Source organism: Streptomyces sp. GL_141 (genome assembly GCF_057834385.1).
The window spans coordinates 3816334-3841763 of the sequence record NZ_CM174402.1; the positions used below are offsets into that span (position 1 = coordinate 3816334).

Annotated in this window: 24 protein-coding genes; 7 read left to right on the forward strand and 17 right to left on the reverse strand. The window is 72.2% G+C overall.

The features are described from left to right. Positions 1-195 precede the first annotated feature (195 nt). Both AC3IX6_RS16560 and AC3IX6_RS16565 read right to left on the reverse strand, forming a co-directional pair. A complete protein-coding gene (locus tag AC3IX6_RS16560) occupies positions 196-831 on the reverse strand; it encodes a hypothetical protein (RefSeq protein ID WP_489370863.1) in 636 nt (211 codons plus the stop codon). 770 nt (positions 832-1601) lie between these two features. Further along, a complete protein-coding gene (locus AC3IX6_RS16565) occupies positions 1602-2786 on the reverse strand; it encodes an MFS transporter (protein ID WP_489371470.1) in 1185 nt (394 codons plus the stop codon). 321 nt (positions 2787-3107) lie between these two features. Here AC3IX6_RS16565 and AC3IX6_RS16570 point away from each other — a divergent pair, with 321 nt between their 5' ends. Then, positions 3108-3869 (forward strand): hypothetical protein, encoded by a 762-nt coding sequence (locus AC3IX6_RS16570; RefSeq protein WP_489370864.1) that lies wholly within the window; start codon positions 3108-3110, stop codon positions 3867-3869. Between the two features lie 219 nt (positions 3870-4088). Further along, positions 4089-4787 carry a sigma-70 family RNA polymerase sigma factor gene (locus AC3IX6_RS16575; RefSeq protein WP_489370866.1) on the forward strand — a complete coding sequence of 233 codons (699 nt, stop codon included), beginning with the start codon at positions 4089-4091 and terminating at the stop codon, positions 4785-4787. Positions 4788-4917: 130 nt separating this feature from the next. Here the strand turns inward: AC3IX6_RS16575 and AC3IX6_RS16580 are convergent, their stop codons facing one another. Next, positions 4918-5307 carry an SHOCT domain-containing protein gene (locus AC3IX6_RS16580; protein WP_489370868.1) on the reverse strand — a complete coding sequence of 130 codons (390 nt, stop codon included), beginning with the start codon at positions 5305-5307 and terminating at the stop codon, positions 4918-4920. Between the two features lie 102 nt (positions 5308-5409). Here AC3IX6_RS16580 and AC3IX6_RS16585 point away from each other — a divergent pair, with 102 nt between their 5' ends. Together AC3IX6_RS16585 and AC3IX6_RS16590 are read left to right on the forward strand one after the other, a co-directional pair. Further along, positions 5410-6567, forward strand: a complete 1158-nt coding sequence (locus AC3IX6_RS16585) for a sulfite oxidase (protein ID WP_489370869.1) — start codon at positions 5410-5412, stop codon at positions 6565-6567. A 97-nt stretch (positions 6568-6664) separates the two neighbouring features. Continuing rightward, positions 6665-7111 (forward strand): DoxX family membrane protein, encoded by a 447-nt coding sequence (locus tag AC3IX6_RS16590; RefSeq protein WP_489370871.1) that lies wholly within the window; start codon positions 6665-6667, stop codon positions 7109-7111. A gap of 11 nt (positions 7112-7122) precedes the next feature. On the opposite strand, the gene AC3IX6_RS16595 is transcribed toward AC3IX6_RS16590, so the two are convergent. From AC3IX6_RS16595 to AC3IX6_RS16605, 3 genes are read right to left on the reverse strand one after another with little or no spacing between them, the layout of a single operon-like run. Next, on the reverse strand, positions 7123-7722 hold the full coding sequence (locus AC3IX6_RS16595; protein ID WP_489370872.1) for an HD domain-containing protein: 600 nt from the start codon (positions 7720-7722) through the stop codon (positions 7123-7125). 6 nt (positions 7723-7728) lie between these two features. After that, positions 7729-9036 carry a cytosine deaminase gene (gene codA, locus AC3IX6_RS16600; protein WP_489370873.1) on the reverse strand — a complete coding sequence of 436 codons (1308 nt, stop codon included), beginning with the start codon at positions 9034-9036 and terminating at the stop codon, positions 7729-7731. 18 nt (positions 9037-9054) lie between these two features. Beyond that, the gene (locus tag AC3IX6_RS16605) at positions 9055-9222 is read right to left on the reverse strand and encodes a hypothetical protein (RefSeq protein WP_489370874.1); all 168 of its coding nucleotides are present in this window, start codon (positions 9220-9222) and stop codon (positions 9055-9057) included. A gap of 163 nt (positions 9223-9385) precedes the next feature. On the opposite strand from AC3IX6_RS16605, the gene AC3IX6_RS16610 reads away from it, so the two are divergent. Both AC3IX6_RS16610 and AC3IX6_RS16615 read left to right on the forward strand, forming a co-directional pair. Continuing rightward, entirely contained in the window at positions 9386-11239 is a 1854-nt protein-coding gene (locus AC3IX6_RS16610) for a S9 family peptidase (protein WP_489370875.1), read from the forward strand. A 78-nt stretch (positions 11240-11317) separates the two neighbouring features. Then, entirely contained in the window at positions 11318-12127 is an 810-nt protein-coding gene (locus AC3IX6_RS16615; RefSeq protein WP_489370877.1) for an SURF1 family protein, read from the forward strand. A 43-nt stretch (positions 12128-12170) separates the two neighbouring features. Here the strand turns inward: AC3IX6_RS16615 and AC3IX6_RS16620 are convergent, their stop codons facing one another. The 7 genes from AC3IX6_RS16620 to AC3IX6_RS16650 all read right to left on the reverse strand — a co-directional run bounded on the left by AC3IX6_RS16620 (position 12171) and on the right by AC3IX6_RS16650 (position 18652). Then, on the reverse strand, positions 12171-13472 hold the full coding sequence (locus AC3IX6_RS16620) for a hypothetical protein (protein ID WP_489370879.1): 1302 nt from the start codon (positions 13470-13472) through the stop codon (positions 12171-12173). Next, positions 13469-14209, reverse strand: a complete 741-nt coding sequence (locus tag AC3IX6_RS16625; RefSeq protein WP_489371471.1) for a SigE family RNA polymerase sigma factor — start codon at positions 14207-14209, stop codon at positions 13469-13471. Before AC3IX6_RS16625 ends, AC3IX6_RS16620 begins: the two co-directional genes overlap by 4 nt. A 231-nt stretch (positions 14210-14440) precedes the next feature. Next, positions 14441-15535 carry an aspartate-semialdehyde dehydrogenase gene (locus AC3IX6_RS16630; protein WP_489370881.1) on the reverse strand — a complete coding sequence of 365 codons (1095 nt, stop codon included), beginning with the start codon at positions 15533-15535 and terminating at the stop codon, positions 14441-14443. Then, positions 15532-16809: an aspartate kinase gene (locus AC3IX6_RS16635; protein ID WP_266906273.1), complete on the reverse strand. Its 1278-nt coding sequence runs from the start codon at positions 16807-16809 to the stop codon at positions 15532-15534. The genes AC3IX6_RS16630 and AC3IX6_RS16635 overlap by 4 nt, the downstream gene beginning before the upstream one ends. Before the next feature lie 183 nt (positions 16810-16992). Then, positions 16993-17640: a DUF5063 domain-containing protein gene (locus tag AC3IX6_RS16640; RefSeq protein WP_489370882.1), complete on the reverse strand. Its 648-nt coding sequence runs from the start codon at positions 17638-17640 to the stop codon at positions 16993-16995. Then, positions 17633-18232: a recombination mediator RecR gene (gene recR / locus AC3IX6_RS16645; RefSeq protein ID WP_243330636.1), complete on the reverse strand. Its 600-nt coding sequence runs from the start codon at positions 18230-18232 to the stop codon at positions 17633-17635. The genes AC3IX6_RS16640 and recR overlap by 8 nt, the downstream gene beginning before the upstream one ends. Before the next feature lie 75 nt (positions 18233-18307). Further along, positions 18308-18652: a YbaB/EbfC family nucleoid-associated protein gene (locus tag AC3IX6_RS16650; protein ID WP_250744897.1), complete on the reverse strand. Its 345-nt coding sequence runs from the start codon at positions 18650-18652 to the stop codon at positions 18308-18310. 268 nt (positions 18653-18920) lie between these two features. On the opposite strand from AC3IX6_RS16650, the gene AC3IX6_RS16655 reads away from it, so the two are divergent. After that, positions 18921-19646 (forward strand): SLATT domain-containing protein, encoded by a 726-nt coding sequence (locus AC3IX6_RS16655; protein WP_489370884.1) that lies wholly within the window; start codon positions 18921-18923, stop codon positions 19644-19646. A gap of 66 nt (positions 19647-19712) precedes the next feature. On the opposite strand, the gene AC3IX6_RS16660 is transcribed toward AC3IX6_RS16655, so the two are convergent. The 4 genes from AC3IX6_RS16660 to AC3IX6_RS16675 all read right to left on the reverse strand — a co-directional run bounded on the left by AC3IX6_RS16660 (position 19713) and on the right by AC3IX6_RS16675 (position 25350). Continuing rightward, positions 19713-20363: a hypothetical protein gene (locus AC3IX6_RS16660; RefSeq protein WP_489370885.1), complete on the reverse strand. Its 651-nt coding sequence runs from the start codon at positions 20361-20363 to the stop codon at positions 19713-19715. 153 nt (positions 20364-20516) lie between these two features. Continuing rightward, the gene (locus AC3IX6_RS16665; protein ID WP_489370886.1) at positions 20517-23033 is read right to left on the reverse strand and encodes a glycosyltransferase 87 family protein; all 2517 of its coding nucleotides are present in this window, start codon (positions 23031-23033) and stop codon (positions 20517-20519) included. Beyond that, a complete protein-coding gene (locus tag AC3IX6_RS16670; RefSeq protein ID WP_489370887.1) occupies positions 23030-23710 on the reverse strand; it encodes a GntR family transcriptional regulator in 681 nt (226 codons plus the stop codon). The genes AC3IX6_RS16665 and AC3IX6_RS16670 overlap by 4 nt, the downstream gene beginning before the upstream one ends. Before the next feature lie 287 nt (positions 23711-23997). Next, positions 23998-25350: an aspartate aminotransferase family protein gene (locus AC3IX6_RS16675; RefSeq protein WP_489370888.1), complete on the reverse strand. Its 1353-nt coding sequence runs from the start codon at positions 25348-25350 to the stop codon at positions 23998-24000. Positions 25351-25430: the final 80 nt, after the last annotated feature.

A 25430-nucleotide genomic window follows, 5' to 3' on the forward strand; every position in this document is an offset into this window, starting at 1 on the left:
ACGGGCTTCCTGCACGGGCTTCCAGGGGAATCTCGCTACGCCGCTGACCCTGCTTGATGATCAGGCAGTCGGAGCCGAGGAGCGCGGAGGAGCTCCCCTTGCTGAGTACTTGGGAAGAGGCCATGCCCTGATCGACTTGCACCCCCGGCGGAGAGGTTGCACACAAGAGAATCACGAATACATCTCCATAATTCGTCACACAGCACGAAGGTCGACCAGCCCAACCACCCCACCCAACCCCAGCGCCAAGAAGAAGTCCCCCCACACCAGTTGATGCCTCGGAGCGATCCCCTTCTCCGCGTCATAACAACCGTCCAGCAGCCGTCCCCGAACAACGTGCCGCTCGACCAGGTGCTCCAGGATCTCGGCCGCACGCTGCGCGTACACCCCGCCCCGGGGCCCGGGAAGCAGGGACAACTTCAGCAGCGCGACGGCCATGACCGCCGCAGCCGACGTGTCCAACGGCCCGTCCACCCGCCCCGCACCCGGTACGAGGGGTGCCCCCGGCCCCGCCCACGCCTCCGCCAGCCCCTCCGCCAGCCCTCGCGGGTCCCCCGGCAAGCACGCGGCAACATCAGGCCGGTGCAGTGCGTCGGCCAGCGCGAGCAACAGCCAGGCCGCTCCCCGGCTCCACCCCCGCGCCGGCTCCGCACACGCCACCCAGCCCGCCTCCCCCTCGTAGGACCAGGCCGGTACGAGGTCACGGCCCGGGCAGACCTCCGCCCCGAGAAGGCACAGGTCCAGATGCCGCTGAAGATGCGAGGCCGCCGCCGCAGGACCGACGTCACCGAGCAGCGCGACCGTCCCCGGCAACCCGTCCACCCGGGCCACAAGCCGACTCCCCCCGAACGCCGCCCCCCAGGGCAACAGCCCCAGTTCCCCGTCCACCGCCGCGGAACAAGCCCCGGCCGCCCGCCCCCGCAACGCCTCCGCCCCGGCATCCTCGAAGGCCAGCGCGGTCCCGTACCAAAAGATCAGCCCGCGCGTCGAGGTGTCGGCATCCGCCCAGCCGCCCAGCCGCGCGGTACACGCGGAGGCAGCGGCCCAGTCACCATCGCCACCCGTATACCGGGCCCTCAACCACAACAACCCGGCCCAGAACCCACCGGCCCAGGACCCCCGCCCGGTCGTAGTCCACTCCCCGGTATCCGGATCCGCATAGAGCGGGAACCGCCCGCCCACATCGGCCCCCGTAACGCCCACCTGCTCAAGAACCTCCCCCAACGCCCGCTCCGCCCACCCACCCACCCGCGCACCACCAACTCCCCTGCCAACCAACGGATTTCCTCCCCCCAACCAGTCGCTCCCTCCCAGCCACGGACGGCCGGTAGCCGCCGAGCCAAGCGAGAGCACGTAGCGATCCGACGCGCCCACCCACACCGAGGCCCTCCCCCACAGCCCCGCCCCTCCCAGACCCTCCCCCCGGCCGTTCCCCGGGGGGATCCCGGAAGTCTTGTGGCGTTTCGGTGTGGGTCGGTCGGTCAAGGGTGGCCGAAGGCCATCGCGAAGCGACGCGACGCAGGAGCGCCCTTGAGGGACCGGCCCACACCGAAAGGACACTGGACTGCCGGGACGCCCCCCGGAACCGTCAACGCCCCTGCTTACTCCCGACTCCGCTCCCGCTCCACCACCCGCACCCGACCTACCACCCGCACCCGACCCACCACCCGACTCCGATCCGCCACCCGCTCCCGAACCACCCACACCACCCCCACCCCACAAGCCACCCCGAACTCGCCCGCCACCAGCAGCCAGCCCGTCCCGTAGCGGCCGGCGTTCGCGAGGGGGCCGAAGAGCAGGGGGCCGACGGCGAATCCGGTGAAGAAGCCGGCGGCCACGAGGGCCGAGTCCTGACCGGCCCGGCCGGGGGCGGAGCGCTGCATCACCAGGACCATCGAGACGGCGTTGGCCGATACCGCGAACACCCCGACGGCCACCGCGGCCACCCACACCAGCGGCACCGCGCCCGGCGCCGCGACCAGCAGGACGGCCGCCCCCACCGCGCCGGCCGCGAGGGCACCCGGCAGCCACTCGGCCCGCCCCGGCCGGGCCGCCTTGGACCAGCCGACCCGCCCGGCGATGCCCGCGGCGCCGAGCACCGCGACCAGCGCGCCGGCCGCGGTGGGACCCATGCCGAGCCGCTGCGCACCGAAGAGGGCCACGTACGTGTTGACCGAGGCGATCCCGCAGCCCAGGAACAGGGAGAACACCGCCAGCCAGGCGATGGCACCCCGCGGGACGAGCGAGGCGCGGGGCCCGGCCGGCCCCGACCGCGGGTCCGCTGGCAGGGCGCGCAGCGCCCACAACGCCGCCAGCGCGGCAGTGGCGGCGGCCGTCCACACCGCCCCGCGCCAGCCGAGCCCGCCGGCCAGTGCCGTGAGCGGCAGCCCGGCGGCGAAGGCGCCCAACTGGACACCGGACTGCTTCATGCCGGTCACCGGCCCCCGGCGGCCGGGCGGCACCGCAGCGAGGATCGCCTTGTTGGTGGCCGGATTGGCCAGGGCCTGGGGCAGTCCGCCCAGCGCGACGGCAGCGAGCAGGAACCCGGAGCCGGGCGCGGCACCGATCAGCGCGAGCGCCGCCGCGGACACCGACAGCAGGAGTACGAGGGAGCGGCGCGGCCCGATCCGGTCCACCAGCCTCCCGCCGAGCGGCGACAGCACGGCCGCCGTCCCGAACCCGACCGTGGTGGTCCAGCCGAGCACCGCGGGCGACACCCCCAACTCCCCCACCAGCCGCGGACCGAGCGCACCGAGCAGGAAGAGCTGGAGCATCGAGAAGGCCATGGCACCGGTGAGCAGCGCCGTGAGCCCACCCGTCGGCCCCTCGGCCACCGCTGCGACTCCGGGGACTCCGGGGACTCCGGGGACTCCGGGCACTCCGGGCGCCTTCGCCGACCCGCTCCGATCCACCACTGCTCGGCCACCCCGCACTCACTGCTCGCTTCTCGCCCTCGATCCGGGACAGGAGTCGGACCAGTGAACGCCCGGGTTCCCAGGGCTTGTTGTGGCGTGTGCCACACCCCACCAGTGCGCGATTTCCGGACGATGAGAAAACCTGATGCCCTCTGTCGCCCCCCGCCCGGCCGGTGCAACGATGGCTCGACCATGACACCCGGTCGATGTTGCCGAGCCGTACGGGCCGCGCTGTTCGCGGCCACCTGCGTGCTGCTCTCGTCCCTCGGGCACATCCTCATGTCGGGTACCTCCGTCACCTGGTGGGGGATGACCGCGGCGTTCGCCGGAACCTCGGCGACCGGCTGGATCCTCGCCGGGCGGGAGCGCGGCCTCGTGGCCGTGATCTCCGCGACCGTCGGCGTCCAGGCGGCCCTGCACGGCGGCTTCTCCCTAGCCCAGGCCGTGGCAGCACAGCCGCAGCAACCCGGCACCTCCTTAGCCTCCCTGGGCCGCCGCTGGACGCAGTACCTGCTCTGCGAGGCCCCATCCCCGCTCGGTCCGCAGGTCATGCGGAGCGACGCACACGGGATCTCCGCAACCCACGGGATGCACGGGATGCACGGCATGCACGGCATGGCCGACGCCTCCGCACCCACCGCGACGACCCTTTCCCTTCCGACCGCACACGCCATGGGTTCCATGTCCCCGACGGGCATGCTCGCGGGCCACCTCCTGGCCGCCCTGGTCTGCGGCCTCTGGCTCGCGCACGGCGAACGCGGCGCCTTCCGCGTCCTGCGCGCCGTCGCCGCCCGGTTCCTCGTACCGCTGCGCCTGCTCTTCCGGCTCCCCGCGCCCACACACCGGCCCCGCGTCCGCCGCGCCCGGAACCACCGGGTCCGGACGCCCCGCAGGCTGCTGCTCGCCGACGCCCTCACCTCACGGGGTCCACCTCACGGGATCGCTGTCGTCTGACAGCCGGCTCCCCGACGCGCCACGGGCGGATCACCCGTACCCGTACCGCGCCTCGGGCATCGGTCATGCCGTCCGGCAGGCCGTACCACCCGTTCCCCGGCCTCGCGATGCCGCGCTCCGGCTTTTCCGACGCAGACACGGTGCTGCAGTGCTGCAGTGCTGCCCACGGCCCGCGCTGCGGCATCGAATCCGGCCGGATTCCCAGAAGGACACCAGGCGATGACCACTGCCCTGCTCACCCGCCCGAGCACCTCCCCCACCGCCCCCACCGCCCCCACCACTCTCCCCACGCCCACTGCCCTCCCCACGCCCACCACGCTCCCCTCCCCCACCACGCTCCCCACCCCCACCCGCCGCACCGCCGGCCCCGACGAGGCCGTCACCCTCCTCGCGCTGGCCGCCCGCGACGGCGACCCCGTCGCGGTGGACCAGTTCGTACGCGCCCTGCACCGCGACGTACGCCGCTACGTCGCCTACCTCAGCGCCGACCCGCAGTCCGCCGAGGACCTGACCCAGGAGACCTTCCTGCGCGCCCTAGGCAGCCTGCACCGCTTCGAGGGCCGCTCCTCCGCCCGCACCTGGCTGCTCTCCATCGCGCGCCGCACGGTGGTGGACAGCCTGCGCCACAAGGCGGCCCGCCCCAAGATCGCCGACAGAGACGACTGGCAGACCGCGGCCGAGCAGAGCCAGCCCCGCGGCGTGCCCGGCTTCGAGGACGGTGTCGCGCTCGCGGAGCTGCTGGCGGCGATCCCCGCCGAACGCCGCGAGGTCTTCGTCCTCACCCAGCTCATGGGCCTCCCGTACGCCGAGGCCGCGCTCATGCTCGGCTGCCCGATAGGCACCGTCCGCTCCCGCGTGGCCCGGGCCCGCTCATCCCTGATCGACCTGCTGTCGGACACGGACCCGTCCACGGCCTGACCACCGCGGGCCCGCCCGCGCCCCGCCCCGCCCCGCCCCGGAACGCCGGAACGGGAGCCTGACCGCAAGATCGCGGCCGGGCTCCCGTTCACGTTCACGTTCACCGTTCGGCGGGCAGTGTGGACGGCCCTCAGGCCAGGAGCTTCTCCTTGGCCTTGTCGAACTCCTCCTGGGTCAGGTGGCCCTTCTCCTTGAGGGAGGAAAGCTTCGCGAGTTCCTCCGCCGGACTGCTGCGGGGGCCCGCGGCCTTCTGGACGTAGTCCTGGAAGGCCTTCTCGCTCGCCTGGGCCTGCTTCACGTCGCGCTGGCTCATGCTCCTGCCGCGAACGATCAGGTAGATGAGCACCCCGATGTAGGGCAGCAGGAGCACGAGGATCAGCCAGCCGGCCTTGCCCCAGCCGTGCAGCTCGTGGTCCCTGAAGATGTCAGTGATCACCTTGAACAGCAGGAAGAACCACATGACCCACAGGAAGAGCCACAGCATGGTCCAGAACAGGTTGAGCAGTGGATAGTCGTCCACGCGTCACTCCGATCACATAAGGGACAGATCAATTCATACCGTCTGATTACGGAATTCGCACGCGGAGTAGCGGCTCCGCCCCCACCGCGGGACCATCAGCCCATGGAGGAGCGCCCCCTCACCGGGATCAGCCCCCCTGGCCGGATCGCCGCCCCCGGGGAGGGCATCGGCCAGGACGAGCTGGCGCTCGCCGCACGCAACCACGGGCTCCCCCTGGAGGCCATGCGGTACGAGGTCACCCCGGCCGGCCTGCACTACGTACTCGTCCACTACGACATCCCGGACACGGGCGCGGGCACGGGCGCGGGCACGGACACCGGCGCAGACCCCGCCGCCACCCCCTGGCACCTCACCCTCCACGGCCACCTCCGAACCCCCCTCGACCTGACCCTCGACGACCTCCGAGCCCTCCCCTCCGTGACCCACCGGGTCACCATGGAGTGCGCAGGGAACGGGCGGGCCCGGCTGTCCCCTCGACCGGTCAGCCAGCCCTGGCTGGTGGAGGCGGTGGGGACGGCCGAGTGGACGGGGGTGCCGCTGCGCGCGGTGCTCGCGGAGGCCGGGGTGGCGCCGGACGCCGTGGAGGCGGTGTTCACGGGCGCCGACCACGGGGTGGAGCGGGGCGTCGAGCAGGACTACCGGCGCAGCCTGCCGCTGCCCGCCGGCGAGGACGTACTGCTCGCCCACACGATGAACGGCGGACCCCTGCCGCCGCAGCACGGGCATCCGCTGCGGCTGGTCGTCCCGGGCTGGTACGGCATGGCCCACGTGAAGTGGCTGCGCGACATCGAACTCGTCGACACGGCCTTCGGCGGGTACCAGCAGGCCACGGCCTACCGGTACAAGCAGAGCCCCGAGGAGCCCGGCGAGCCCGTCACCCGGATCGCCCCGCGCGCCCTGCTGATCCCGCCCGGATTCCCCGATTTCATGTCCCGCACCCGGGTCGTGGACCCCGGCCCGGTGCGGCTCGCCGGGCGCGCCTGGTCGGGCTACGGGCCGGTCGTGCGCGTGGAGTTGAGCACCGACGGGGGCGTCGGCTGGACCGACGCCGAGGTGCTGCCGCAGGGCCGCCACCCGTACGCCTGGCAGGGCTGGCACGCCGACTGGACGGCCGTGCCGGGCAGCCACACCCTCCTGGTCCGCGCCACCGACGCCTCGGGGCGCACGCAGCCGCTCCAACCGCCATGGAACCGCGGGGGCTTCGGCAACAACCAGACCCAGGCGGTCTCCGTCATGTGCACTCAGGGCACAGCCCGCTGAAGCCCGCCGTCCGCCAACCCCTTGCCACGACCCTCCCCTTCCCCCGAAACTGACACATCGTCAGATCATCGTGAGGGAACGAGGGAAGGAACCGGGGATGCAGACCATCTGGCTCGGCGGGCCCGAATGGGTCGCCGTTCTGCGGATCGGGCTCGGGCTGTGGTGGCTGGAGAGCTGGCGGCACAAGGACAAGAAGGACTGGTTCGGCGGAGGCGGCATCCGCTGGGCGGCCGGCGTGGCCGAGAAGCACCGCTGGGGGTTCGTCACGCGCGGCTTCGATGTCGTCGTGAAGCCCTACCCGCGCTTCATGGCCTACCTCGTCGCCTACGCCGAACTGGCCCTGGGCCTCGGCCTCATCGTCGGATTCCTGACCCCGATAGCCCTGCTCGCCGGGCTGCTGCTCAACCTGGTCTACCTGATCCTGATGATCCACGACTGGGGCGAGCAGGGGCAGAACCTCATGATGGCCCTGATCTCCGGAGTCGCCTTCTTCGCGATGGGCTGGCAGGCCTGGTCCCTGGACAACACCCTCGGGCTCTTCTAAGCCCCTGGCCCCTAGCCCCGCCGGTCCAGCGGGTTCGCCGCGATGCGCTCCTTCGCGCCGCTCGCCACATAGGCCGCCGCCGCGCACTGCGGCTTGCGCGCGGCCTGGTCGCTGACCAGCGCGAAGAAGGCGTCGCCGAAGCCGAGGCGCGGGTACTCCGTGAGCAGCGCGGCCGTGAAGACGGGGTCGGCGTCGCCGACGCCGACCCCGGAGACGTCCGCGGTCGTGCCGATCTGGAGCAGGTGGCTCTCCACGTCCTCGGTGGCCGTGACGTCCTCGCGCATGTGCCGCACGATGATCTCCTCGGCCCGCGCCCGCCGCCCCGCGGGCCAGCCCAGCCCCGCCGTGAGCACGCGCGCGACGTGGCCGCCCGCCTCCTCGAAGGGCAGGGTGTGGCTGTCGAAGGGCGCGGTCAGCCCGAGGTCGTGCACCAGGGCGCTGACGTAGAAGAGTTCGCGGTCGTACGAGAGCCCGTGCCGGTCCGCGTACTCGGCCCCGAAGGCGTACGACCGGACGGAGTGGTTCAGCAGCGCCCCGTCCGTGTACTCGGTGGCGATCTCCAGCGCGGCCCGGCCCGACGGAGTGTCAAGAGTCCATGTCACAAAGGTCATGGCAGGTCAGCGTAGGCGGGGACGGAAGTCCACCTCCGACGGCCCCTCCTCTCCCGGCCAGGCCAGCAGCCGGGGCGGAGCCGCCGGGGTCTCGGCGAGGACGGTGCCGCGCGAGACGACGTAGCGGGGGCGGACCTGGCGGCGGACGGCCTCGGTGGGCGATTCGGCCGGCAGCAGCACGAAGGAGGCCGGGTTGCCCTGGCGGACCCCGTACTCCGAGGGCGAGAGGCCGAGGACCCGCGCCGCGCGCTCCGTCACCATCTCGAAGGCCACCGGGATCTCGTCGGCTCCCGTGAGCTGGGCGGCGTAGATCCCGACGAGGGCGGTCTGCAGCGGGTTGCCGGTGCCGAGCGCGTTCCAGGGGTCCATCACGTCGTCGTGGCCGAAGGCCACGTTCACCCCCGCCGCCAGCATCTCCTTGACCTGGGTGAGGCCGCGGCGCTTCGGGTAGGCGTCGAAGCGGCCCTGGAGGTTCAGATTGGCGAAGGGGTTCGAGACCAGGTTGATCCCGGAGCGGGAGAGCAGCCGCTGGAGTTTGAAGCTGTACGCGCCGCCGTAGGAGCCCATCGCTGTCGTGTGCGAGGCCGTCACGTGCCCGCGCAGCCCCGAGCGCAGGGCGTGGGCGGCCAGTACCTCCACGAAACGGGACTGCTCGTCGTCGATCTCGTCGCAGTGGGCGTCCACCCGCAGCCCCTGCTCCTCGGCGAGCCGGAAGGCGACGGCCAGCGAGGCCACCCCGTCCTCCCGGGTGTCCTCGAAGTGCGGGATCGCTCCGACCACGTCGGCCCCGCGCCGGACGGCCTCGCGCAGCAGCTTCTCGCCTCCGGGGAAGGAGACGATGCCCTCCTGCGGGAAGGCGACGATCTGCAGGGTCATGACGTCCCGGACCCGGTCGCGCACCTCCAGCAGCGCGTCGAGCGCGATCAGCGCCGGGTCGGTGACGTCGCAGTGGGTGCGCACGTGCAGGACGCCCTGCGCCGCCTGCCAGCGGAGCACCTCGGTGGCCCGCGCGATCACGTCCTCGCGGGTCAGGGTCTTCTTGCGCTCGCTCCAGCAGGCGATGCCCTCCCAGAGGGTCCCGGAGACGTTGGGGCGCGGATCTCCGGCCGTCAGGGCCGTGTCGAGATGGATGTGCGGCTCGACGAAGGGCGCGCTGAGCAGGCCGCCGTGCGCCTCGATCAGCACCCCCGTCGCCGGCGGCTCCTTCTGGTCGTCGTACGGGAGCACGCGCGCGATCCGCCCGTCCTCCGCGACCTCGACGTCGTGCAGGCCTTCGCTGTGCAGCAGCCGGGCGCCCCGGACGATCATCCGCATCGCGTCAGCCTACGGCTCTCAACCCCGCTTGGCCTGGGCCTTCTGCTGCATGCCCCGGGTCTTCGCGGCGATCGAGTGCACATCGCGGACGGCGGCCTTCGCGCGCGCCTCGGCCGCGGTGTTCTTCGCCATCGCACGCTCTGAATCCTGGTGGGCCGGCTTGCCGGTACGCGCCTTCTTCGCCATGACCGCCATTCCTCTCCGCAGGTTCGCAGGGCTCTGCGCAGCCTCTTCACCCGGCTCTGCACAGCCTCGTACGCGGGACCGCGTACGCACACCACCCTGCGCCCGTTCGGCCCCGTCGGCATCTCGGGGGACGGGCCGCGGCCGATCCGGTTACATGGGGTGCATGACTGACGCCACCCCCGACACCGCCGCCACCCACGCCACCCCCGCCACCAACGAAGCCGCCACGAACGGCGCCGCCGTGCCCGACTGGGAGAAGCGCTTCCGGGCCCCGCGCGTGGGACTGCCCGAATGGGCCGAGGACGCGCCCGACCGCTCGCTCTTCGTCTCCAACGCCACCGGGACCTACGAGCTCTACGCCTGGGACCGTGCCACCGGCGCCCAGCGGCAGGCCACCGACCGGCCCAACGGGACCACCGACGGCACCCTCTCTCCCGACGGCGAGTGGGTCTGGTGGTTCTCCGACACCGACGGCGACGAGTTCGGCACCTGGGTCCGCCAGCCCTTCGCGGGCGGCCCCGACGAGCCGGCCACCCCCGGACTGGAGGCCTCGTACCCCGCCGGGCTGGCCATCGGGCGGGACGGGACGGCCGTCGTGGGGCGCTCCACCGACGAGGACGGGACCACGATCCACGTGGTCCGGCCCGACGGGACGGAGCCGGCCGTGGTCTACCGGCACCGCGAGTCGGCCGGCGTCGGCGACCTGTCCCGGGACGGGACCCTGCTCGCCGTCGAGCACACCGAGCACGGCGACGCGATGCACTCGTCCCTGCGCGTGATCACCCTGGACGGCGCCACCGTCGCCGAGCTGGACGACTCCAAGGGCGGCACCGAGGAGCTGGGCCTCACGGTGCTCGGCTTCGCACCCGTCGAGGGGGACACCCGGCTGCTGGTCGGCCACCAGCGGCGCGGCCGGTGGGAGCCGATGGTGTGGGACGTGGCCGCGGGCACCGAGGAGGGGCTGGCCGTCGACCTGCCGGGCGACGTCGGCGCCGAGTGGTACCCCGACGGGTCCGCGCTGCTGATCGAGCACGGCTACGAGGCACGCAGCGAGCTGTTCCGCTACGACCTGGCCGCGCGGGAACTGCTGCGGTTGGACACGCCGCCGGGCACCGTGTCGGGTGCGACGGCGCGGCCCGACGGGTCGGTGGAGTACCAGTGGTCCTCCGCTGCCGAGCCCTCCGTCATCCGGTCGACCGCGGGCGGGGTCGTGCTCGACCCGCCCGGTTTCCGGCCGCCGGGCTCCGTACCGGTCGAGGACGTGTGGGTCGAGGGCCCCGGCGGGCGGATCCACGCCCTCGCCCAGCGGCCCGTCGGCCACGGCGAGGGCCCCTTCCCCACCATCTTCGAGATCCACGGCGGGCCCACCTGGCACGACAGCGACGCCTTCGCCGCGACCCCGGCGGCCTGGCTCGACCACGGTTTCGCGGTCGTCCGCGTCAACTACCGCGGCTCGACCGGCTACGGACGCGAGTGGACCGACGCCCTCAAGCACCGGGTCGGCCTGATCGAGCTGGAGGACGTCGAAGCCGTACGGGAATGGGCGGTGGGCTCCGGCCTCGCGGACCCGGCGCGCCTGGTGCTGTCCGGCGGCTCCTGGGGCGGCTACCTGACACTGCTGGGCCTCGGCACCCACCCGGACGCCTGGGCGGTGGGGCTGGCGGCCGTACCGGTCGCCGACTACGTGACGGCGTACCACGACGAGATGGAGGCGCTGAAGTCCCTGGACCGCACCCTCTTCGGCGGTACCCCGGAGGAGGTCCCGGAGCGCTTCGAGGCCTCCTCGCCGCTGACGTACGTGGACGCGGTGAAGACGCCCGTGCACATCGCGGCGGGGCTCAACGACCCGCGCTGCCCCATCCAGCAGATCGAGAACTACGTGGACCGGCTGGCGGCCCGCGGGGCGGAGCACGAGGTGTACCGCTACGACGCCGGGCACGGCTCGCTCGTCGTGGAGGAGCGGATCAAGCAGGTCCGGATGGAGATCGACTTCGCGCTGAAGCACCTGCCGCGCTAGGCCGCCGGATCACCGGTGCCGGGCCCCGGCACCGGCCCCGGCACCGGTGGTCCGGTGCACCCCCCGTACGGTGGTGGGGTGCACCGGTTTCTCCTGACCCCGCGCTGGTGGGGGATCAACGTCTTCGTCGCGCTCGGCGTCCCCTTCTGCCTGTTCATGGGGACCTGGCAGCTCGGCCGGTTCGAGGACCGCGTCGACACCCACAAGGAGGCGACCAGCGCACGCCCCGCCGAACAGGGGGCCGCGCCGCTGGACTCGCTGCTCCCGGTGGACAAGCGGACCTCCGGACGGCTCGCCTCGGTCTCCGGGGAGTACGCCGACCAGCTGCTCGTACCCGAGCGGCGGCTCGACGGGAAGTCCGGCTTCTACGTCCTGACCCTGCTCAGGACCGACACCGGCAAGGCCGTACCCGTGGTCCGTGGCTGGCTCCCCGGAGCCGCCGACGCGGGCCGGGCCCCGGCCCCGCCGACCGGGCGGGTCGAGGTGACGGGGGCGCTCCAGGCCTCGGAGAACTCCACCAGCAAGGGCGTCTACTCCGCGGGCGGGCTGCCGGCCGGGCAGCTCGGCGTCATCGGAGCCGCCTCGCTCGTCAACATCGTGCCGTACGGCCTGTACGACGCCTGGCTGACCGTGCAGACGCCCGCCGACGGGATGACTCCGGTACCGGCGCGGGCTCCGGCCAACACCGGGCTGGATCTGAAGGCCTTCCAGAACCTCGGCTACACCGGCGAGTGGTTCGTCTTCGCCGCGTTCGTGCTCTTCATGTGGTTCCGGCTGTACCGGCGCGAGGTGGAGACCCTGCGCGACGCGGAGGCGGGCCTCCTCACCGAGACCCCGGCGGAGCGGGACCCGGCAGCGCCGGCCCCGGCCGGGGCCGGCTCCGCGTAACGTCCGGGACCACGTGACGTCCGGAACCACGTGACGTCCGGAACTACTTGAGCGGGATGACGCCCGTCCGGTAGACCGTTCCGCCGCACGCCTCCGCGATGGTCAGCTGCGTCGTCGGGCCGTCGGGACCGTCCGGATTGGGCGTGTGGGCCACCAGGGCACCGAGCGGCGGAACCGCCGACTGGCCCGCGTCGGTGCCCGTGCCGGCGTCCGCGCTGCCGGAGCCCGCCTCCGGCGGGTTGTCCCCACCGGAACCGTTCGCCGTGGGACAGCCGCCCTCCGGCGGCACCCACGCGAAGCGGACCTCGTACTGCGCGCTCGGCTGGAGCACCAGGCGCAGGGTCTCCACCGACGGGTCGGGCAGCAGCCCGGTCGCCGCGTCGCCCGTGACGTGGTTGACGACCGCCACCGGGGCACCGCCCTGGAACGCCGGGCCCGCCGCCAGCGACTCGGGGCCGCGGACCGTACAGCTGCTCGCCGACACGTTGGTGACCTTGAAGCTGCCGGAGACCTTGCCACCGGCCGACGGGGCCCGGGTACTGCCCGCCACCGAGATCTGGCTCTGGGCGCAGTTGGGCACGACCACGGAGGCCGGCGGGAGACCGCCGCCCACGGAGCCGGTGGTGCCGGGGATGGGCGAGGAGACGGGGGGCGGGGTGATGTTCGGCCCGCCGATGCTCGGGTAGCCACCGCCCGGCAGGGGCGGCAAGGTGCTGGCGTCGCCGTCCTGCGAGCCGTCCTTGTCGTCCTTGCCCTTGTCCTTGTCGGAGGTCTTCTTGGGCTTCGGACGGGAGCCGGAGCCGTTCTGGTGCAGGCCGGACCCGTCCTTCGAGTCCCCGCCCTTCTGGCCGTGACCCGCCATGGTGGAACGGTCGGAGCTCCCGCCCGTCGCGGAGGCCAGAAGCAGGCCCGTGGGGATCCCGCCGGCCAGCACCACCACGGCCGCCGCGGCGGCGACGAGGATCCGGTGGTTGCGGACCCGGCGCGCGGGGACCGCGTACCGCAGCCGCTCCAGCGCGTCGCCGGAGGGTTCGATCCCGCCGACGACCCCGCGCAGCAGATCGCGCAGCACGTCCTCCTCGGCCACCGGCTCCGAGACGGCGGGCTTGACGACGGAGAGCTTGGCGACGGCCGGCTCGGCAGCGGACTCGGTGCCGCCCTGCTCGGACCCGGCGGACTCCGCCGTATCCGGCGTGCTCGGCTCGTCCGTGCTCGGCGCTGCCGGCGTGCTCGCCGTGCCGAACACGAGCGCCCGCAGGGCCTCCGGGCCCCCGGATGCGGAGGCGCCGGACAGGCCGGGCAGCTCCCGGTCCTGGCCCTCGTTCTTCTTCCGGTCCTCACTCATGACTGCGCAGCCTCCATCGCCACCCGCAGCGCGGCAATGCCCCGCGATCCGTACGCCTTGACCGAACCGAGCGATATGCCGAGGGTCTCGGCGACCTGGCTTTCCGTCATGTCAGAGAAGTAGCGCAACGACAGCACCTCGCGCTGGCGTCGCTGGAGCCCGCGCATCGCCTTGATGAGATCGTCCCGTTCCAGCAGGTCGTACGCGCCTTCCTCGGCGCTCGCCATGTCCGGCATCGGCTTCGACAGAAGCTTCAGGCCGAGGATGCGGCGGCGCAGGGCGGAGCGCGAAAGGTTGACGACGGTCTGGCGCAGGTAGGCCAGGGTCTTTTCCCGGTCCCGGACCCTCTTGCGGGCCGAGTGGACGCGGATGAAGGCCTCCTGGACGACGTCCTCGCAGGAGGCGGTGTCGTCGAGGAGCAGCGCGGCGAGGCCCAGGAGCGAGCGGTAGTGGGCCTGGTAGGTCTCCGTCAGGTAGTCGACGGTGGTCCCCGCGACCACCTCGACGACCTCAGCCACCTCGAAGACCTCGACGACCTCGGCCGTCGCGGCCGCCTGTGTGCCTCCGGTGTCCTCCGTGCTGTCGCGCGGGCCGGGCACACGGCCGTCCTTGGCCGGTCCGGACGAGCGGACGCCGGGCGCGGCGGGCACCCCGGGCAGCAGGGGGGCTCCGGACGCCTTCGCGGCGGGCGGAACGGGAACGATCACCGGGAACCCACCGGGCGTGCGGGGTCGCAGGCGCAGCGGAAAGACCGGGGTCGTCCCGGTGCGCGCCGATATGACGGGGAGTTCGAGCAATGCTTCTGCCACGCCAGTTGGACTCGCGTCCCCCCGTGAGGGTTGTACGCGCACGGCAGATTCATCGGCGGGATTCTCATCGTCTTCTTGCGTAGCCGCTCACCCGGACGCGCGCCGTCGTACGACGACAGCCGTCGGGCCATCCACTCGATCAAGGGATTAACGATGATCCTACAAAGTGAAAGACCCAAAATCAGCCGCGATGAGCTCCGCAGTTTGTGTGGCATTGAGCGCAGCACCCTGGCGGAGGTTGTCCGCGCAGACGAAGAACTCCAGCGACCGCGGGTCGTCGAGCGAGCGCCGCACCCGTCCCACCCAGGCCGGATCCGTTCCCGCGGCGTCCGAAGGGGTCGGGAACTCCCCCGCGGCCGGGTCGTCCACGAGGACCACCCCGGGCGCCGATTCCAGGATCTCCCGGGCGTGCACCGCCTCGACGGCGCCCTCGAACCGGGCCCGTACGGTCAGCGAGTGCCCGGTCAGTACGGGTACCTGTACGCAGGTCACCGACACCGGCAGCTCCGCCAGGTCCAGGATCCGGCGTACTTGCGCCCGTACGGCCAGCTCGTGCGAGGACCAGCCGTCCTCGCACAGCTCACCGGACCACGGCACCACGTTGAGCGCGAGCGGACCCGCGAAGGGCCCGGTGTCCTCGCCCACGGCCCGGCGCACGTCCCCGGGATGCTCCCCCAGGGAGCTGCCGGCGACGAGCGACAGCTGGCGGCGCAGCGCCTCCGAGCCGGCCCGGCCGGCCGCGCTCGCGGCCTGGTAGGTGGAGACGGCCAGCTCGGCCAGCGCGTACTCGGCGTGCAGCGCGCCCAGCGCCGCGCTCATCGCGGCGGTCACGCAGTCGGGTCCGGCGACGATCCCGCGCGGCCGGATCCGGGCCGCGTGGCCGTTCACCTCGGGCACCACCAGCGGTACCTCGGGGTCCTTGCGGAAGGCCGCGGACTGGTCCACCACGACGGCCCCGCGGGCCGTGACGACGGGAGCCCACCGGGCGGAGACCTCGGCCGGGGTCAGGAAGATCACGATGTCGCCCGCACCGAGGCCGTCGAAGGCGTCTTCGGTGAGGGCGAGCACTTCCGCCTCCGTGCCACGGACGGTCAGCCTGCGGCCGGCCGAGCGCGAGGAGGCGATCAGGCGTACGTCGCCCCAGACGTCGGCCCGCTGGGACAGCATCTGGAGCAGGACGGAGCCGACGGCTCCGGTCGCCCCGACCACGGCGAGTGCCGGGGCGGGGGCGGACCGGGCCGCGGACGGGATCAACGTCCCGTGCCTCCGTAGACGACGGCTTCGTCGCCGCTGTCGTTGTCGAGTCCGAAGGCCGTGTGCACGGCGCGGACGGCCTCGTTGACGTCGTCCTGGCGGGTCACGACCGAGATGCGGATCTCCGAGGTGGAGATCAGCTCGATGTTGACGCCCGCGTCGGACAGCGCCTGGAAGAACGAGGCGGTGACCCCCGGGTTGGTCTTCATGCCCGCGCCGACCAGGGAGATCTTGCCGATCTGGTCGTCGTAGCGCAGGGACTCGAAGCCGATGGTGCCCTTCGCCTTCTCCAGGGCGTCGATGGCCTTGTGGCCCTCGGCCTTCGGGAGGGTGAAGGAGATGTCCGTCAGGCCCGTGGAGGCGGCGGACACGTTCTGCACGATCATGTCGATGTTGATCTCGGCGTCCGCGATGGCGCGGAAGATGGCCGCGGCCTCACCCGGCTTGTCCGGGACGCCGACGACCGTGATCTTGGCTTCGGAGACGTCGTGAGCGACTCCGGAGATGATGGCGTGCTCCACCGGCTCGTCCCCTTGCGGATTCTCGTTGCTGACCCAGGTGCCCGGCAGTCCCGAGAAGGACGAGCGGACGTGGATCGGGATGTTGTAGCGGCGCGCGTACTCGACGCAGCGGTGCAGCAGCACCTTGGAGCCGGAGGCCGCGAGCTCCAGCATGTCCTCGGAGTTGATCCAGTCGATCTTCTTGGCCTTCTTCACGACGCGGGGGTCCGCGGTGAAGACGCCGTCGACATCGGTGTAGATCTCGCAGACCTCGGCGTCCAGCGCCGCGGCGAGCGCGACGGCGGTCGTGTCCGAGCCGCCCCGGCCGAGGGTGGTGATGTCCTTGCTGTCCGCCGACACACCCTGGAAGCCGGCGACGATGGCGATGTTGCCCTCGTCCAGCGCGGTGCGGATTCGGCCCGGCGTGACATCGATGATGCGCGCTTTGTTGTGGACCGAGTCGGTGATGACGCCTGCCTGGCTACCGGTGAACGACTGGGCCTCGTGGCCCAGGTTTTTGATCGCCATGGCCAGCAGGGCCATGGAGATCCGCTCTCCGGCGGTCAGCAGCATGTCGAATTCGCGCCCGGCAGGCATCGGGGACACCTGCTCGGCGAGATCGATCAGCTCGTCCGTCGTGTCGCCCATCGCGGAAACCACGACGACCACTTGGTGGCCGTTCTTCTTGGCATCCACGATCCGCTTGGCAACACGCTTGATGCCTTCGGCATCGGCTACGGAGGAGCCTCCGTACTTCTGCACGACAAGGCCCACGTGCGCTCCTCGCTCAGTCCGTCTCATTGCTGGTGCAGTCTAACGAGCGGCCGGGATACGACCGCCTCGTACCACATCATGAGACGAAAAGATCAGAAGACGGGTTCCCCCGCCGATGGGATTTCGGTGATGTCGGGGTTCGGGCATGTCCGGGTTCGGGCATGTCGGGGTTCTCGGGGGACGTCACCGCCGGCCGAGCTGGCCGAGCTCCTCGGCCATGACCTGTCCGGCCTGCTCCGCGAGCTCGTCCTCGGCGAGGTCCTCGTCCGTGTCCAGCCCGTCTAGCGCGGCCAGCGGCTGGTCGAGGCGGACGTGCGCGATCAGCGACTGGAGGGCGCGCAACGTGGCCGAGGCCGTGGGGCCCCAGTTGGTGAAGTAGGAGAACTGCCACCACCACAGCGCCTCGGTGATCCGGCCCGCCTGGTGGTGGATGAGCCCGTGCCGCAGGTCGGCGACCACGTCGGCCAGGTCGTCGGAGATCCGGTGCGGGACCGGGGCCTTGCGCGGCTCGTAGGGGTCGAAGACCTCCGAGTAGACGTCGACCGGCTCCAGCATCACGGCGAACCGCTCGCGCAGGTCGTCCACGTCCGGCTCCGGGCCCAGGTCGGGCTCGTAGCGCTCGTCCGGCAGGACGTCCTGGTACGCGCCCAGCCGGCCGCCCGCCAGCAGCAGCTGGGACACCTCCAGGAGGAGGAAGGGCACGGCGCTGTCCGGGTCCTCGCCCTTGGCCACCTCGGTGACCGCGACGATGAAGGACTCGATCTGGTCCGCGATCGAAGCCGCGAAGTCGTCCGGATCCAGTCCCAGGGCGTGCAGCGTTGCGTCAGACATCGAGAAGTCGCCTTCCTTCAAAGGCCCGCCCGAGCGTGACCTCGTCCGCGTACTCCAGATCTCCCCCGACGGGGAGCCCGCTGGCCAGGCGGGTGACCTTCAGGCCCATGGGCTTCATCATGCGGGCGAGGTAGGTGGCGGTCGCCTCGCCTTCCAGATTCGGGTCGGTCGCGATGATCAGCTCGGTGACCGAGCCGTCCGCGAGCCGCGCCAGCAGCTCCCGGATGCGCAGATCGTCCGGGCCGACGCCCTCGATCGGGCTGATCGCGCCGCCGAGGACGTGGTACCGGCCCCGGAACTCGCGCGTCCGCTCGATCGCGACGACGTCCTTCGACTCCTCGACCACGCAGATGACCGTCAGATCGCGGCGCGGATCGCGGCAGATGTTGCACCGCTCCTCCTGCGCCACGTTCCCGCACACCGCACAGAACCGGACCTTGTCCTTGACCTCCAGCAGCGCGTGAGCGAGGCGGCGGACGTCGGTGGGCTCGGCCTGCAGGATGTGGAAGGCGATCCGCTGCGCGCTCTTGGGCCCGACGCCGGGCAGCCTGCCCAGTTCGTCGATCAGGTCCTGGACCACGCCTTCGTACAACGGACTGCCTTCTTTCGGTACGGGAGGAACGGGCGGTACGGGAGGGATACCGAGCCGGGGAGGCTCGGGGAGGTACTAGAACGGAAGGCCGGGGATGCCGCTGCCGCCGCCCAGTCCCTGCGCCAGCGGGCCCAGCTTCTGCTGCTGGAGCGCCTGCGCATTCTCGTTGGCCGCCTGGACCGCCGCGACCACCAGGTCCGCGAGCGTCTCGGTGTCCTCGGGGTCCACGGCCTTCGGGTCGATCACCAGCGCGCGCAGTTCACCGGAACCGGTGACGGTCGCCTTCACCAGGCCGCCGCCGGCCTGGCCCTCGACCTCGGTGCGCGCCAGCTCGTCCTGCGCCACGGCGAGGTCCTGCTGCATCTTCTGGGCCTGCTGGAGCAGCTGCTGCATGTCGGGCATGCCACCACCGGGAATCACAGGTCACTCACTCCGTAGCGTCGGGCCAAGCGCCGACGGCTTGGTCAATCCGAGCCTACGTGCTCCCCGGGCGCCGCGCCCTACGCCGTGAGGACCAACTCTTTCGAGTGAGAGACGGGGCGTGCGCGTACCTGATGACGCCCCCCTTGCGGGCGGAAATCCCGGGAATCGTTGCCCATCGCGTCTCATTCGAAGGTAGGAAGAGCATGCGCACCATTGCGCACACGCGCACCACCACACGTTCAGCGCAGGCAGAGGGAGTGCCCGGGTGAGTCAGCCGGAGATGCAGCCCGAGGGGCCACCCCGGGATCCCGCTGAGGACGGCGACCTTACCGGCCGGCCGTTCCCTCTCGGGGACTGGGGCGAGCCCGCGGAGCGGCTCGACGAGCTCTACCGACGGGTCGAGGCCGACGCGCTGCGCACCGCCGAGTGGTACCTGTCGGACCGGGCGTGGAAGCGCCGCGGGGCCCGGATCCTGCGGATCGGTGCCGCCGTCGGCGCGGTCACGGGCGCCTCGATGCCGCTGCTGGAGCTGACCGGCTCGGTCCCCGGAGCGGCCTCGTACGGCTATCTCGCGCTGCTTCTGGGCGCGGCCTGCCTGGCCTGCGACCGGTTCTTCGGCCTGACCTCGGGCTGGATGCGGGACGTGGCGACGGCGCAGGCCGTGCAGCGGCGACTGCAGACCCTGCAGTTCGACTGGGCCACGGAGAACGTGCGCGAGATCCTGGGCCCGACCGAGGGCACCGCCAGCGAGGCCGCGGAGCGATGTCTGACCGTGCTGCGCCGCTTCTCGGAGGACGTGACCGAGCTCGTGCGGTCCGAGACCGCGGAGTGGATGGTCGAGTTCAGCTCCGGCCCCGCCCCGCTGGTCATGCAGTCCCTGGGCGCGGGCGGATCCCGCTCGGAGGCGTACGTCCCGCCGGCCCGCTTCCCGCTCCCCCCGGGCACCCGCCCGAACATGCCCCGCCAGCGCCCGCCGGAGCAGCCGCGCTGAACGGGGCGGGACCGGCTCCGCCGCGCGGAACCGGCCCCGTCCGTCGGTACGCGCGTACCGACCGCGTCAGCTGAAGATGATCATCGAGCCCTGGCCGAGGCTCCGGGTCGCCGCCGCGTGCAGGCCCAGCCACACGTGCCGCTCCCGCGCGAAGGGGTTGTTGTCGTACGGGATCGGCCCGGCCGGCTCCTCCAGCGACGTCGGCCGCCCCGGTGGCGCCGGGGCCAGCGGCGGGTTCCGGGGGTCTATCCCGATCGCGGGAGCCACCAGGCCCAGCTCGCGCAGCAGGCCCTGCGCGGACCCCAGCGGCCCGCCCCCGGCCAGCAGCTCCTCGTTGGCCAGCGGGTACGCGAAGTCCACGGGGACGTAGGCCCCCGCGTGGTCGTAGTGCCACACCAGGTGCGACTGCTGCGCCGTCGGCTCGAACATCTCCAGCAGTTGCTCGTAGTCCCCGCCCAGCTCGTCCACCGGAGTCACCGGCAGCCCGCAGATCTGGAGCAGGTACGCCCGCCGCAGGAAGTGCAGGGCGTCGTAGTCGAAACCGGCCACCGGGGCGACGTCCCCGGAAAGCCCCGGCATGTACGCGAACACCGGCACGGACGGCAGTCCGGCCTCGTTCAGCGCCTTGTCGTACGAGGCGATCTCTTCCGCGAAGGGGTTGTCGGGGCTGTGGCACAGCACGTCGACAAGGGGGACCAGCCACAGGTCACAGGCCACTCGGCCTCCGATCAGTCGTTGTCGCCGATCGGGCCAGCGTAGTGCGCCGGACACGCTCAGCGAAGGGGTGAGCAGAACCTTGCGGGTACGGATCCGCGCCCGATCCGCGCGGATCCACGCCGGATCCGCACCCGATCACCGCCCGATCCGCGCTCACGGCTCCCCCGGGCCCACCCTCCAGACCCACACGTCGCGCACCTGCTCCGGATCCCGGCCCAGCAGCCCGGTGATCAGGTCCCGCAGCTCGGTGTCCCGGTCCTGGAAGGGCAGCACGACCGCGCCGGCCTTCCAGTACTCCAGGTCCTGGCGGGCCTGCAGCCGCCAGGAGGCGGTGACCTCGGGCGGCTGCGCGCCGTAGCGGACGTCGCGCAGGAGGTTCGAGAGGTGCCGCGGGGTGGCCCCGTAGATGCCGATCCGGTCGGGGCCCCACGGGCCGTTGAAGTAGCCGCCGGCCAGCCGGAAGCCGAAGTCCGCCTCCACCTGCCAGTGCAGCGCGTCCGCCTGGCCCGGGTCCGGCAGCGGTACCGGAACGAGTGCCTCCCCGTCCTTGACGTAGCCCTTCCAGTCCCCGGAGGTGATGAACGCGGGCACCGGCGCCCGGTCCCGTACGGTCAGCGGCAGCGGCAGGACCGGGATCAGCGCGGCCGCCGCGCCCAGCAGGCCCAGCGTGCGCAGCTCGCCCGCGGGCAGCCGCAGGATCCGGTCGAGCGCGAGGGCGAGCAGGATGCCCAGGACGGGGGCGCAGACCATCGCCACGCGCCCCTCGATCACCGACTCGAAGAGCGGCAGCTTGATCATCAGACGCCAGGGTCCCGGCAGCACGATCTCCGTGCGGGGTACGGGCACCCACGGCCCGAGGGACAGCAGGAGGGCGGCGAAGCCGGTGAGCGCCAGGGCCCGTACGGCCTTGCTCCGCCACAGCCACACGCACACGGCGACGCCGAAGGCGAGCAGGGGCCAGCCGTAGAAGGCGTTCTGCTCGGTGGTGTTCAGGGAGAGCTTGCCGGCCGTCTCGGGGTCGCCGAAGAGGGAGCGGGAGGCGAACTCGATCAGGGCGCGCGGGCTGTTCCCGGCGTTGTCCCCGTGCAGGACCGAGTGGTAGCTCTGCGGGCCGAAGAACTGCCAGTACAGCGGTACGGCCACCAGCGGCAGGCACACGCCGAGCGCGACGACCAGACCGGAGCCCAGCGGCCGCGCGGCCGCGAGGGCCCGGCGGCGGTCGACCAGGAGGTAGGCCAGGCAGAAGACCAGCATGCCGAGCGCGGCGATGAGCAGCGGCTCCTCGCCGATGAAGATCTGGTACGTCGCGAAGAGCCCGAGCAGGACCCCGTCACGCGTCACGCCGCGGCCTTCGCGGTGGCTCTCGCACAGGCGCAGGGTCCGGTCGACGATCAGCGGGATCATGAAGAGGACGACGAAGTTCGGGTGGCCGTTGGCGTGCGAGACCATCGGCGGCGCGAAGGCCGCGAGCGCCCCGCCCGCGGCGGCCGCCCAGCGGCTGCGCACGAACCGGCGGCGGATCAGCCAGTACCAGGTCCAGGCGCTGGCGGCCATGCCGAGCGTGAGGACCAGCGCGAAGGTGACGGTCTCGCCGAAGAGCAGCGTGACCGGGATCAGCGGGACGTTCAGGCCGAGCATCGTGGCGTTGGCCATCAGGTTCACGCCGTCGGGCATGCCCTGGGAGAAGGTGAAGAGCGGGTTGCGGAGGTGGGTGACGTTGTCGGTGGTGACGCCGACGAACCACTCCCACTGGTTCTGGTCCTGGAGCGCGTCCGCGAGGTAGGCGCCGTCGAGGTCCGTCCACAGGCCCTGGAAGACGTAGAAGGAGAGCGCCAGGAAGGCGACGGCCACGGCGAGGCCGCCGGCGTTGAGGCGGAACAGGTCGCCGAGGGCCCGGCGGCGGTCGGGGCGCGGGGCGCTCGCGCCGGCCGTCCCGGTGTGGCCGCGGTGCACGGGGAGCTCGACCTCCGCCACGGGCCAGCCCTGGCGGCGGACCCAGCGCAGGACCTCGGCGTCGATGGCCGGTCCGTCGAGGGTGGAGGCGCCGAAGGCGGCGCGGGCGCGGTCGCCGTCGAAGAGGGCGAAGGCACAGGTGTCCGCGCGGAATCCCGGTATGCCCGGGATGCCGAGGGTGCGGACCAGACGGTTGCGGGAGCGGCCGAGGACCACGGCGGGGGGTGCGTCGTCCGTGCCTTGGCGCGCGTCCCGGTCCAGGACTTCTTCGAGGCGGGCCAGCTCGTCGAGCGGGGTGCTGAGGGCGGCGTCCGTGAGCAGCACCCGGTCGCCCGTGGAGGCGAGCACTCCGGCGCGGAGGGCCGCGCCCTTGCCGTGGGTGCCGTGCTCTCCTTTGCCGTGGGTGCCGCTGTCCTCGGCAACGGCACCGCCGCCGGGACGGATCAGCCGGATCCGGGGTTCCGCGGCGGCCGCCGCCGGGGCGGCGGCGTCGTCGGTGACCACGATGAGTTCCCAGGCGCCGGGACCCGCGCCGCAGTGGGCGTCGAGGTGGTCGCGCAGGGCGGTGAGGGTCGGCTCCGGGACGGGCTCGGGGATGACCACGGACAGGCCGACGGCGCCGAGCCAGCGCGTACCGGGCTGGGTCTGGGCCTCGGGCTGGCTCTGGGCCTGGGCCTGGGCCTGGGCCTGGGCCTGGGTCTCCTGGTCCCCGCTCACGCGCCGGCCGCCTTCAAGCCGTCGGCCCAGTCGAGTCCGTGCTGGTTGTACGCGTGCACGAGGCGTCGTACCTCCTCGGCGTCCGCGCGGGTCACCGCGTCCATCAGTTCGTTGTGGCCGGCCCACAGGTCGGAGCGCAGATGCGGCTCCGCCTTCAGGTAGGGCACGGAAAACACCCAGCACTGCACCCGGATCCGGTGCAGGAACTCAGAGATGTAGATGTTGCCGACCAGCCCGCTCAGCTCCCTCCAGAAGCGCAGGTCGTAGCCGATCAGCACTTCGAGCGAGCCGTTCAGCGCCGCCCGCCGCGCCTCTTCCGCCCGGCGGCGCACCGAGACCAGCCGTTCCCCGGAGCCGGGGGCGGTGCCGCGTTCCACGAGCCTGCGGAAGATGCCTTCCACGATCAACGTACGAGCCTCGATCATGCCCCGGAAATCGTCCACGGAGAAGACTCGGACGCGGAAGCCGCGGTGCTGGATCGAGTCGAGCAGGCCCTGCGCGGAGAGATCGACGAGGGCCTCGCGGACGGGGGTCGCGGAGACTTCGTACTGCTCGGCGATCTGCTTGACGGTGAACTCGCTCCCGGCCGCCAGGCGCCCCGCGAGCACCTCGTCACGCAGCGCGTCCGCGATCTGCTGGCGAAGTGTGTTGCGGGTGACAGCGCCGCTGCCTGGCATAGGGGTCCGTCTCCATCTGTGGGCTTCGGACACCTTAGGCCAGGCAGCGCGGCCGAAACCGATCGGTCGGTGGCCGCTATGTGGATTTAGCGCCCGTTATACGGACGGCCCGTGACGCTCCTCTTGATCGTTCGACCCTGCGCGGGGCCCGGGCGGGGCACCCGCACAGGGTCGTCCTTGCTGCTCGGAGCCCGTTCGCGGCCCGTCCGGGGCTCACCCCCGGCCCTCGGCGCCGGGGGTGCCTCGCGGGCTCGGTGGAGCCCGGTCAGAGACCTACGCGACCTCCGTCAGGCCGAAACGTGCCGGTCGGCGACGGTCAGCGCGTCGTCCAGCAGGGCCAGGCCCTCCTTCGCGTCCGCTTCCGTGATGTTGCACGGAGGGACGACGTGGGTGCGGTTCATATTGACGAACGGCCACAGCCCGGACGCCTTGCAGGCCGCGGCGAACTCGGCCATCGGCGCGTTGTCGGCACCGGCCGCGTTGTAGGGAACGAGCGGCTCGCGCGTCTCCTTGTCCCGTACGAGCTCCAGGGCCCAGAAGGTGCCCAGACCGCGCACCTCGCCGACCGAGGGGTGGCGCTCCGCGAGCTCGGCGAGGGCCGGGCCGATCACGTTCTCGCCGAGGTGGGCGGAGTGCTCGACGATGCCCTCCTCCTCCATGGCGTTCATCGTCGCGACGGCGGCGGCGCAGGCGAGGGGGTGACCGGAGTAGGTCAGGCCGCCCGGGTAGGGGCGCGTGGCGAAGGTCTCGGCGATCGCGCCGGAGATCGCGACGCCGCCGAGCGGGACGTAGCCGCTGTTGACGCCCTTGGCGAAGGTGATCAGGTCGGGGGTGACGTCGAAGTGCTCGGCGGCGAACCACTTGCCGGTCCGGCCGAATCCCGACATGACCTCGTCCAGGATGAAGACGATGCCGTAGCGGTCGCAGAGCTCGCGCACGCCGGCCAGGTAGCCGGGGGGCGGGGTCATGATCCCGGCCGTGCCGGGGACCGACTCCAGGATGATCGCGGCGATCGTCGCCGGACCCTCGAAGGCGATGGTGTCGGCGAGGTGGGTGAGGGCGCGCGCGCACTCCTCGGCCTCGGTGGTCGCGTGGAAGGGCGAGCGGTAGAGGAACGGTCCCCAGAAGTGCACGACGCCGGCGGCGGCCGTGTCCGAGGGCCAGCGGCGCGGGTCGCCGGTCAGGTTGATCGCGGCGGAAGTGGCGCCGTGGTACGAGCGGTAGGTGGACATCACCTTCTGCCGGCCGGTGTGCAGCCGGGCCATGCGGACGGCGTTCTCCACGGCCTCGGCGCCGCCGTTGGTGAAGAAGATCTTGTCGAGGTCGCCGGGGGTCCGCTGCGCGATGAGGCGTGCGGCCTCGGAGCGGACGTCCACGGCGAAACCGGGGGCCAGGGTGCAGAGCCTGGCGGCCTGCTCCTGGATGGCGGCGACGACCTTGGGGTGCTGGTGACCGATGTTGGTGTTGACCAGCTGGGAGGCGAAGTCGAGGTAGCGCTTGCCGTCGTAGTCCCAGAAGTGCGACCCCTCGGCTTTGGCCACGGCCATCGGGTCGATCAGGGCCTGGGCGGACCAGGAGTGGAAGACGTGGGCGCGGTCGGCGGCCTTGACGGTGGCGCCCGAGGTGACGTGAGGGGTCATGGCCGCAACCGTAGAAGTGCGCAGGTGGGAAGGGATATCGGCGGTCTGTATGCGGGTGGGGTGCGGGTCTCGGCAGTCTG

Coding starts and splice junctions, on each gene's coding strand:
- AC3IX6_RS16570 (WP_489370864.1), top strand. CDS start 3,108: ATGACACCCGGTCGATGTTGCCGAGCCGTACGGGCCGCGCTGTTCGCG.
- AC3IX6_RS16670 (WP_489370887.1), bottom strand. CDS start 23,710: ATGCCAGGCAGCGGCGCTGTCACCCGCAACACACTTCGCCAGCAGATC.
- AC3IX6_RS16675 (WP_489370888.1), bottom strand. CDS start 25,350: ATGACCCCTCACGTCACCTCGGGCGCCACCGTCAAGGCCGCCGACCGC.
- AC3IX6_RS16565 (WP_489371470.1), bottom strand. CDS start 2,786: ATGGCCTTCTCGATGCTCCAGCTCTTCCTGCTCGGTGCGCTCGGTCCG.
- AC3IX6_RS16585 (WP_489370869.1), top strand. CDS start 5,410: ATGGAGGAGCGCCCCCTCACCGGGATCAGCCCCCCTGGCCGGATCGCC.
- codA (WP_489370873.1), bottom strand. CDS start 9,036: ATGCGGATGATCGTCCGGGGCGCCCGGCTGCTGCACAGCGAAGGCCTG.
- AC3IX6_RS16605 (WP_489370874.1), bottom strand. CDS start 9,222: ATGGCGAAGAAGGCGCGTACCGGCAAGCCGGCCCACCAGGATTCAGAG.
- AC3IX6_RS16595 (WP_489370872.1), bottom strand. CDS start 7,722: ATGACCTTTGTGACATGGACTCTTGACACTCCGTCGGGCCGGGCCGCG.
- AC3IX6_RS16575 (WP_489370866.1), top strand. CDS start 4,089: ATGACCACTGCCCTGCTCACCCGCCCGAGCACCTCCCCCACCGCCCCC.
- AC3IX6_RS16590 (WP_489370871.1), top strand. CDS start 6,665: ATGCAGACCATCTGGCTCGGCGGGCCCGAATGGGTCGCCGTTCTGCGG.
- AC3IX6_RS16620 (WP_489370879.1), bottom strand. CDS start 13,472: ATGAGTGAGGACCGGAAGAAGAACGAGGGCCAGGACCGGGAGCTGCCC.
- AC3IX6_RS16610 (WP_489370875.1), top strand. CDS start 9,386: ATGACTGACGCCACCCCCGACACCGCCGCCACCCACGCCACCCCCGCC.
- AC3IX6_RS16640 (WP_489370882.1), bottom strand. CDS start 17,640: ATGTCTGACGCAACGCTGCACGCCCTGGGACTGGATCCGGACGACTTC.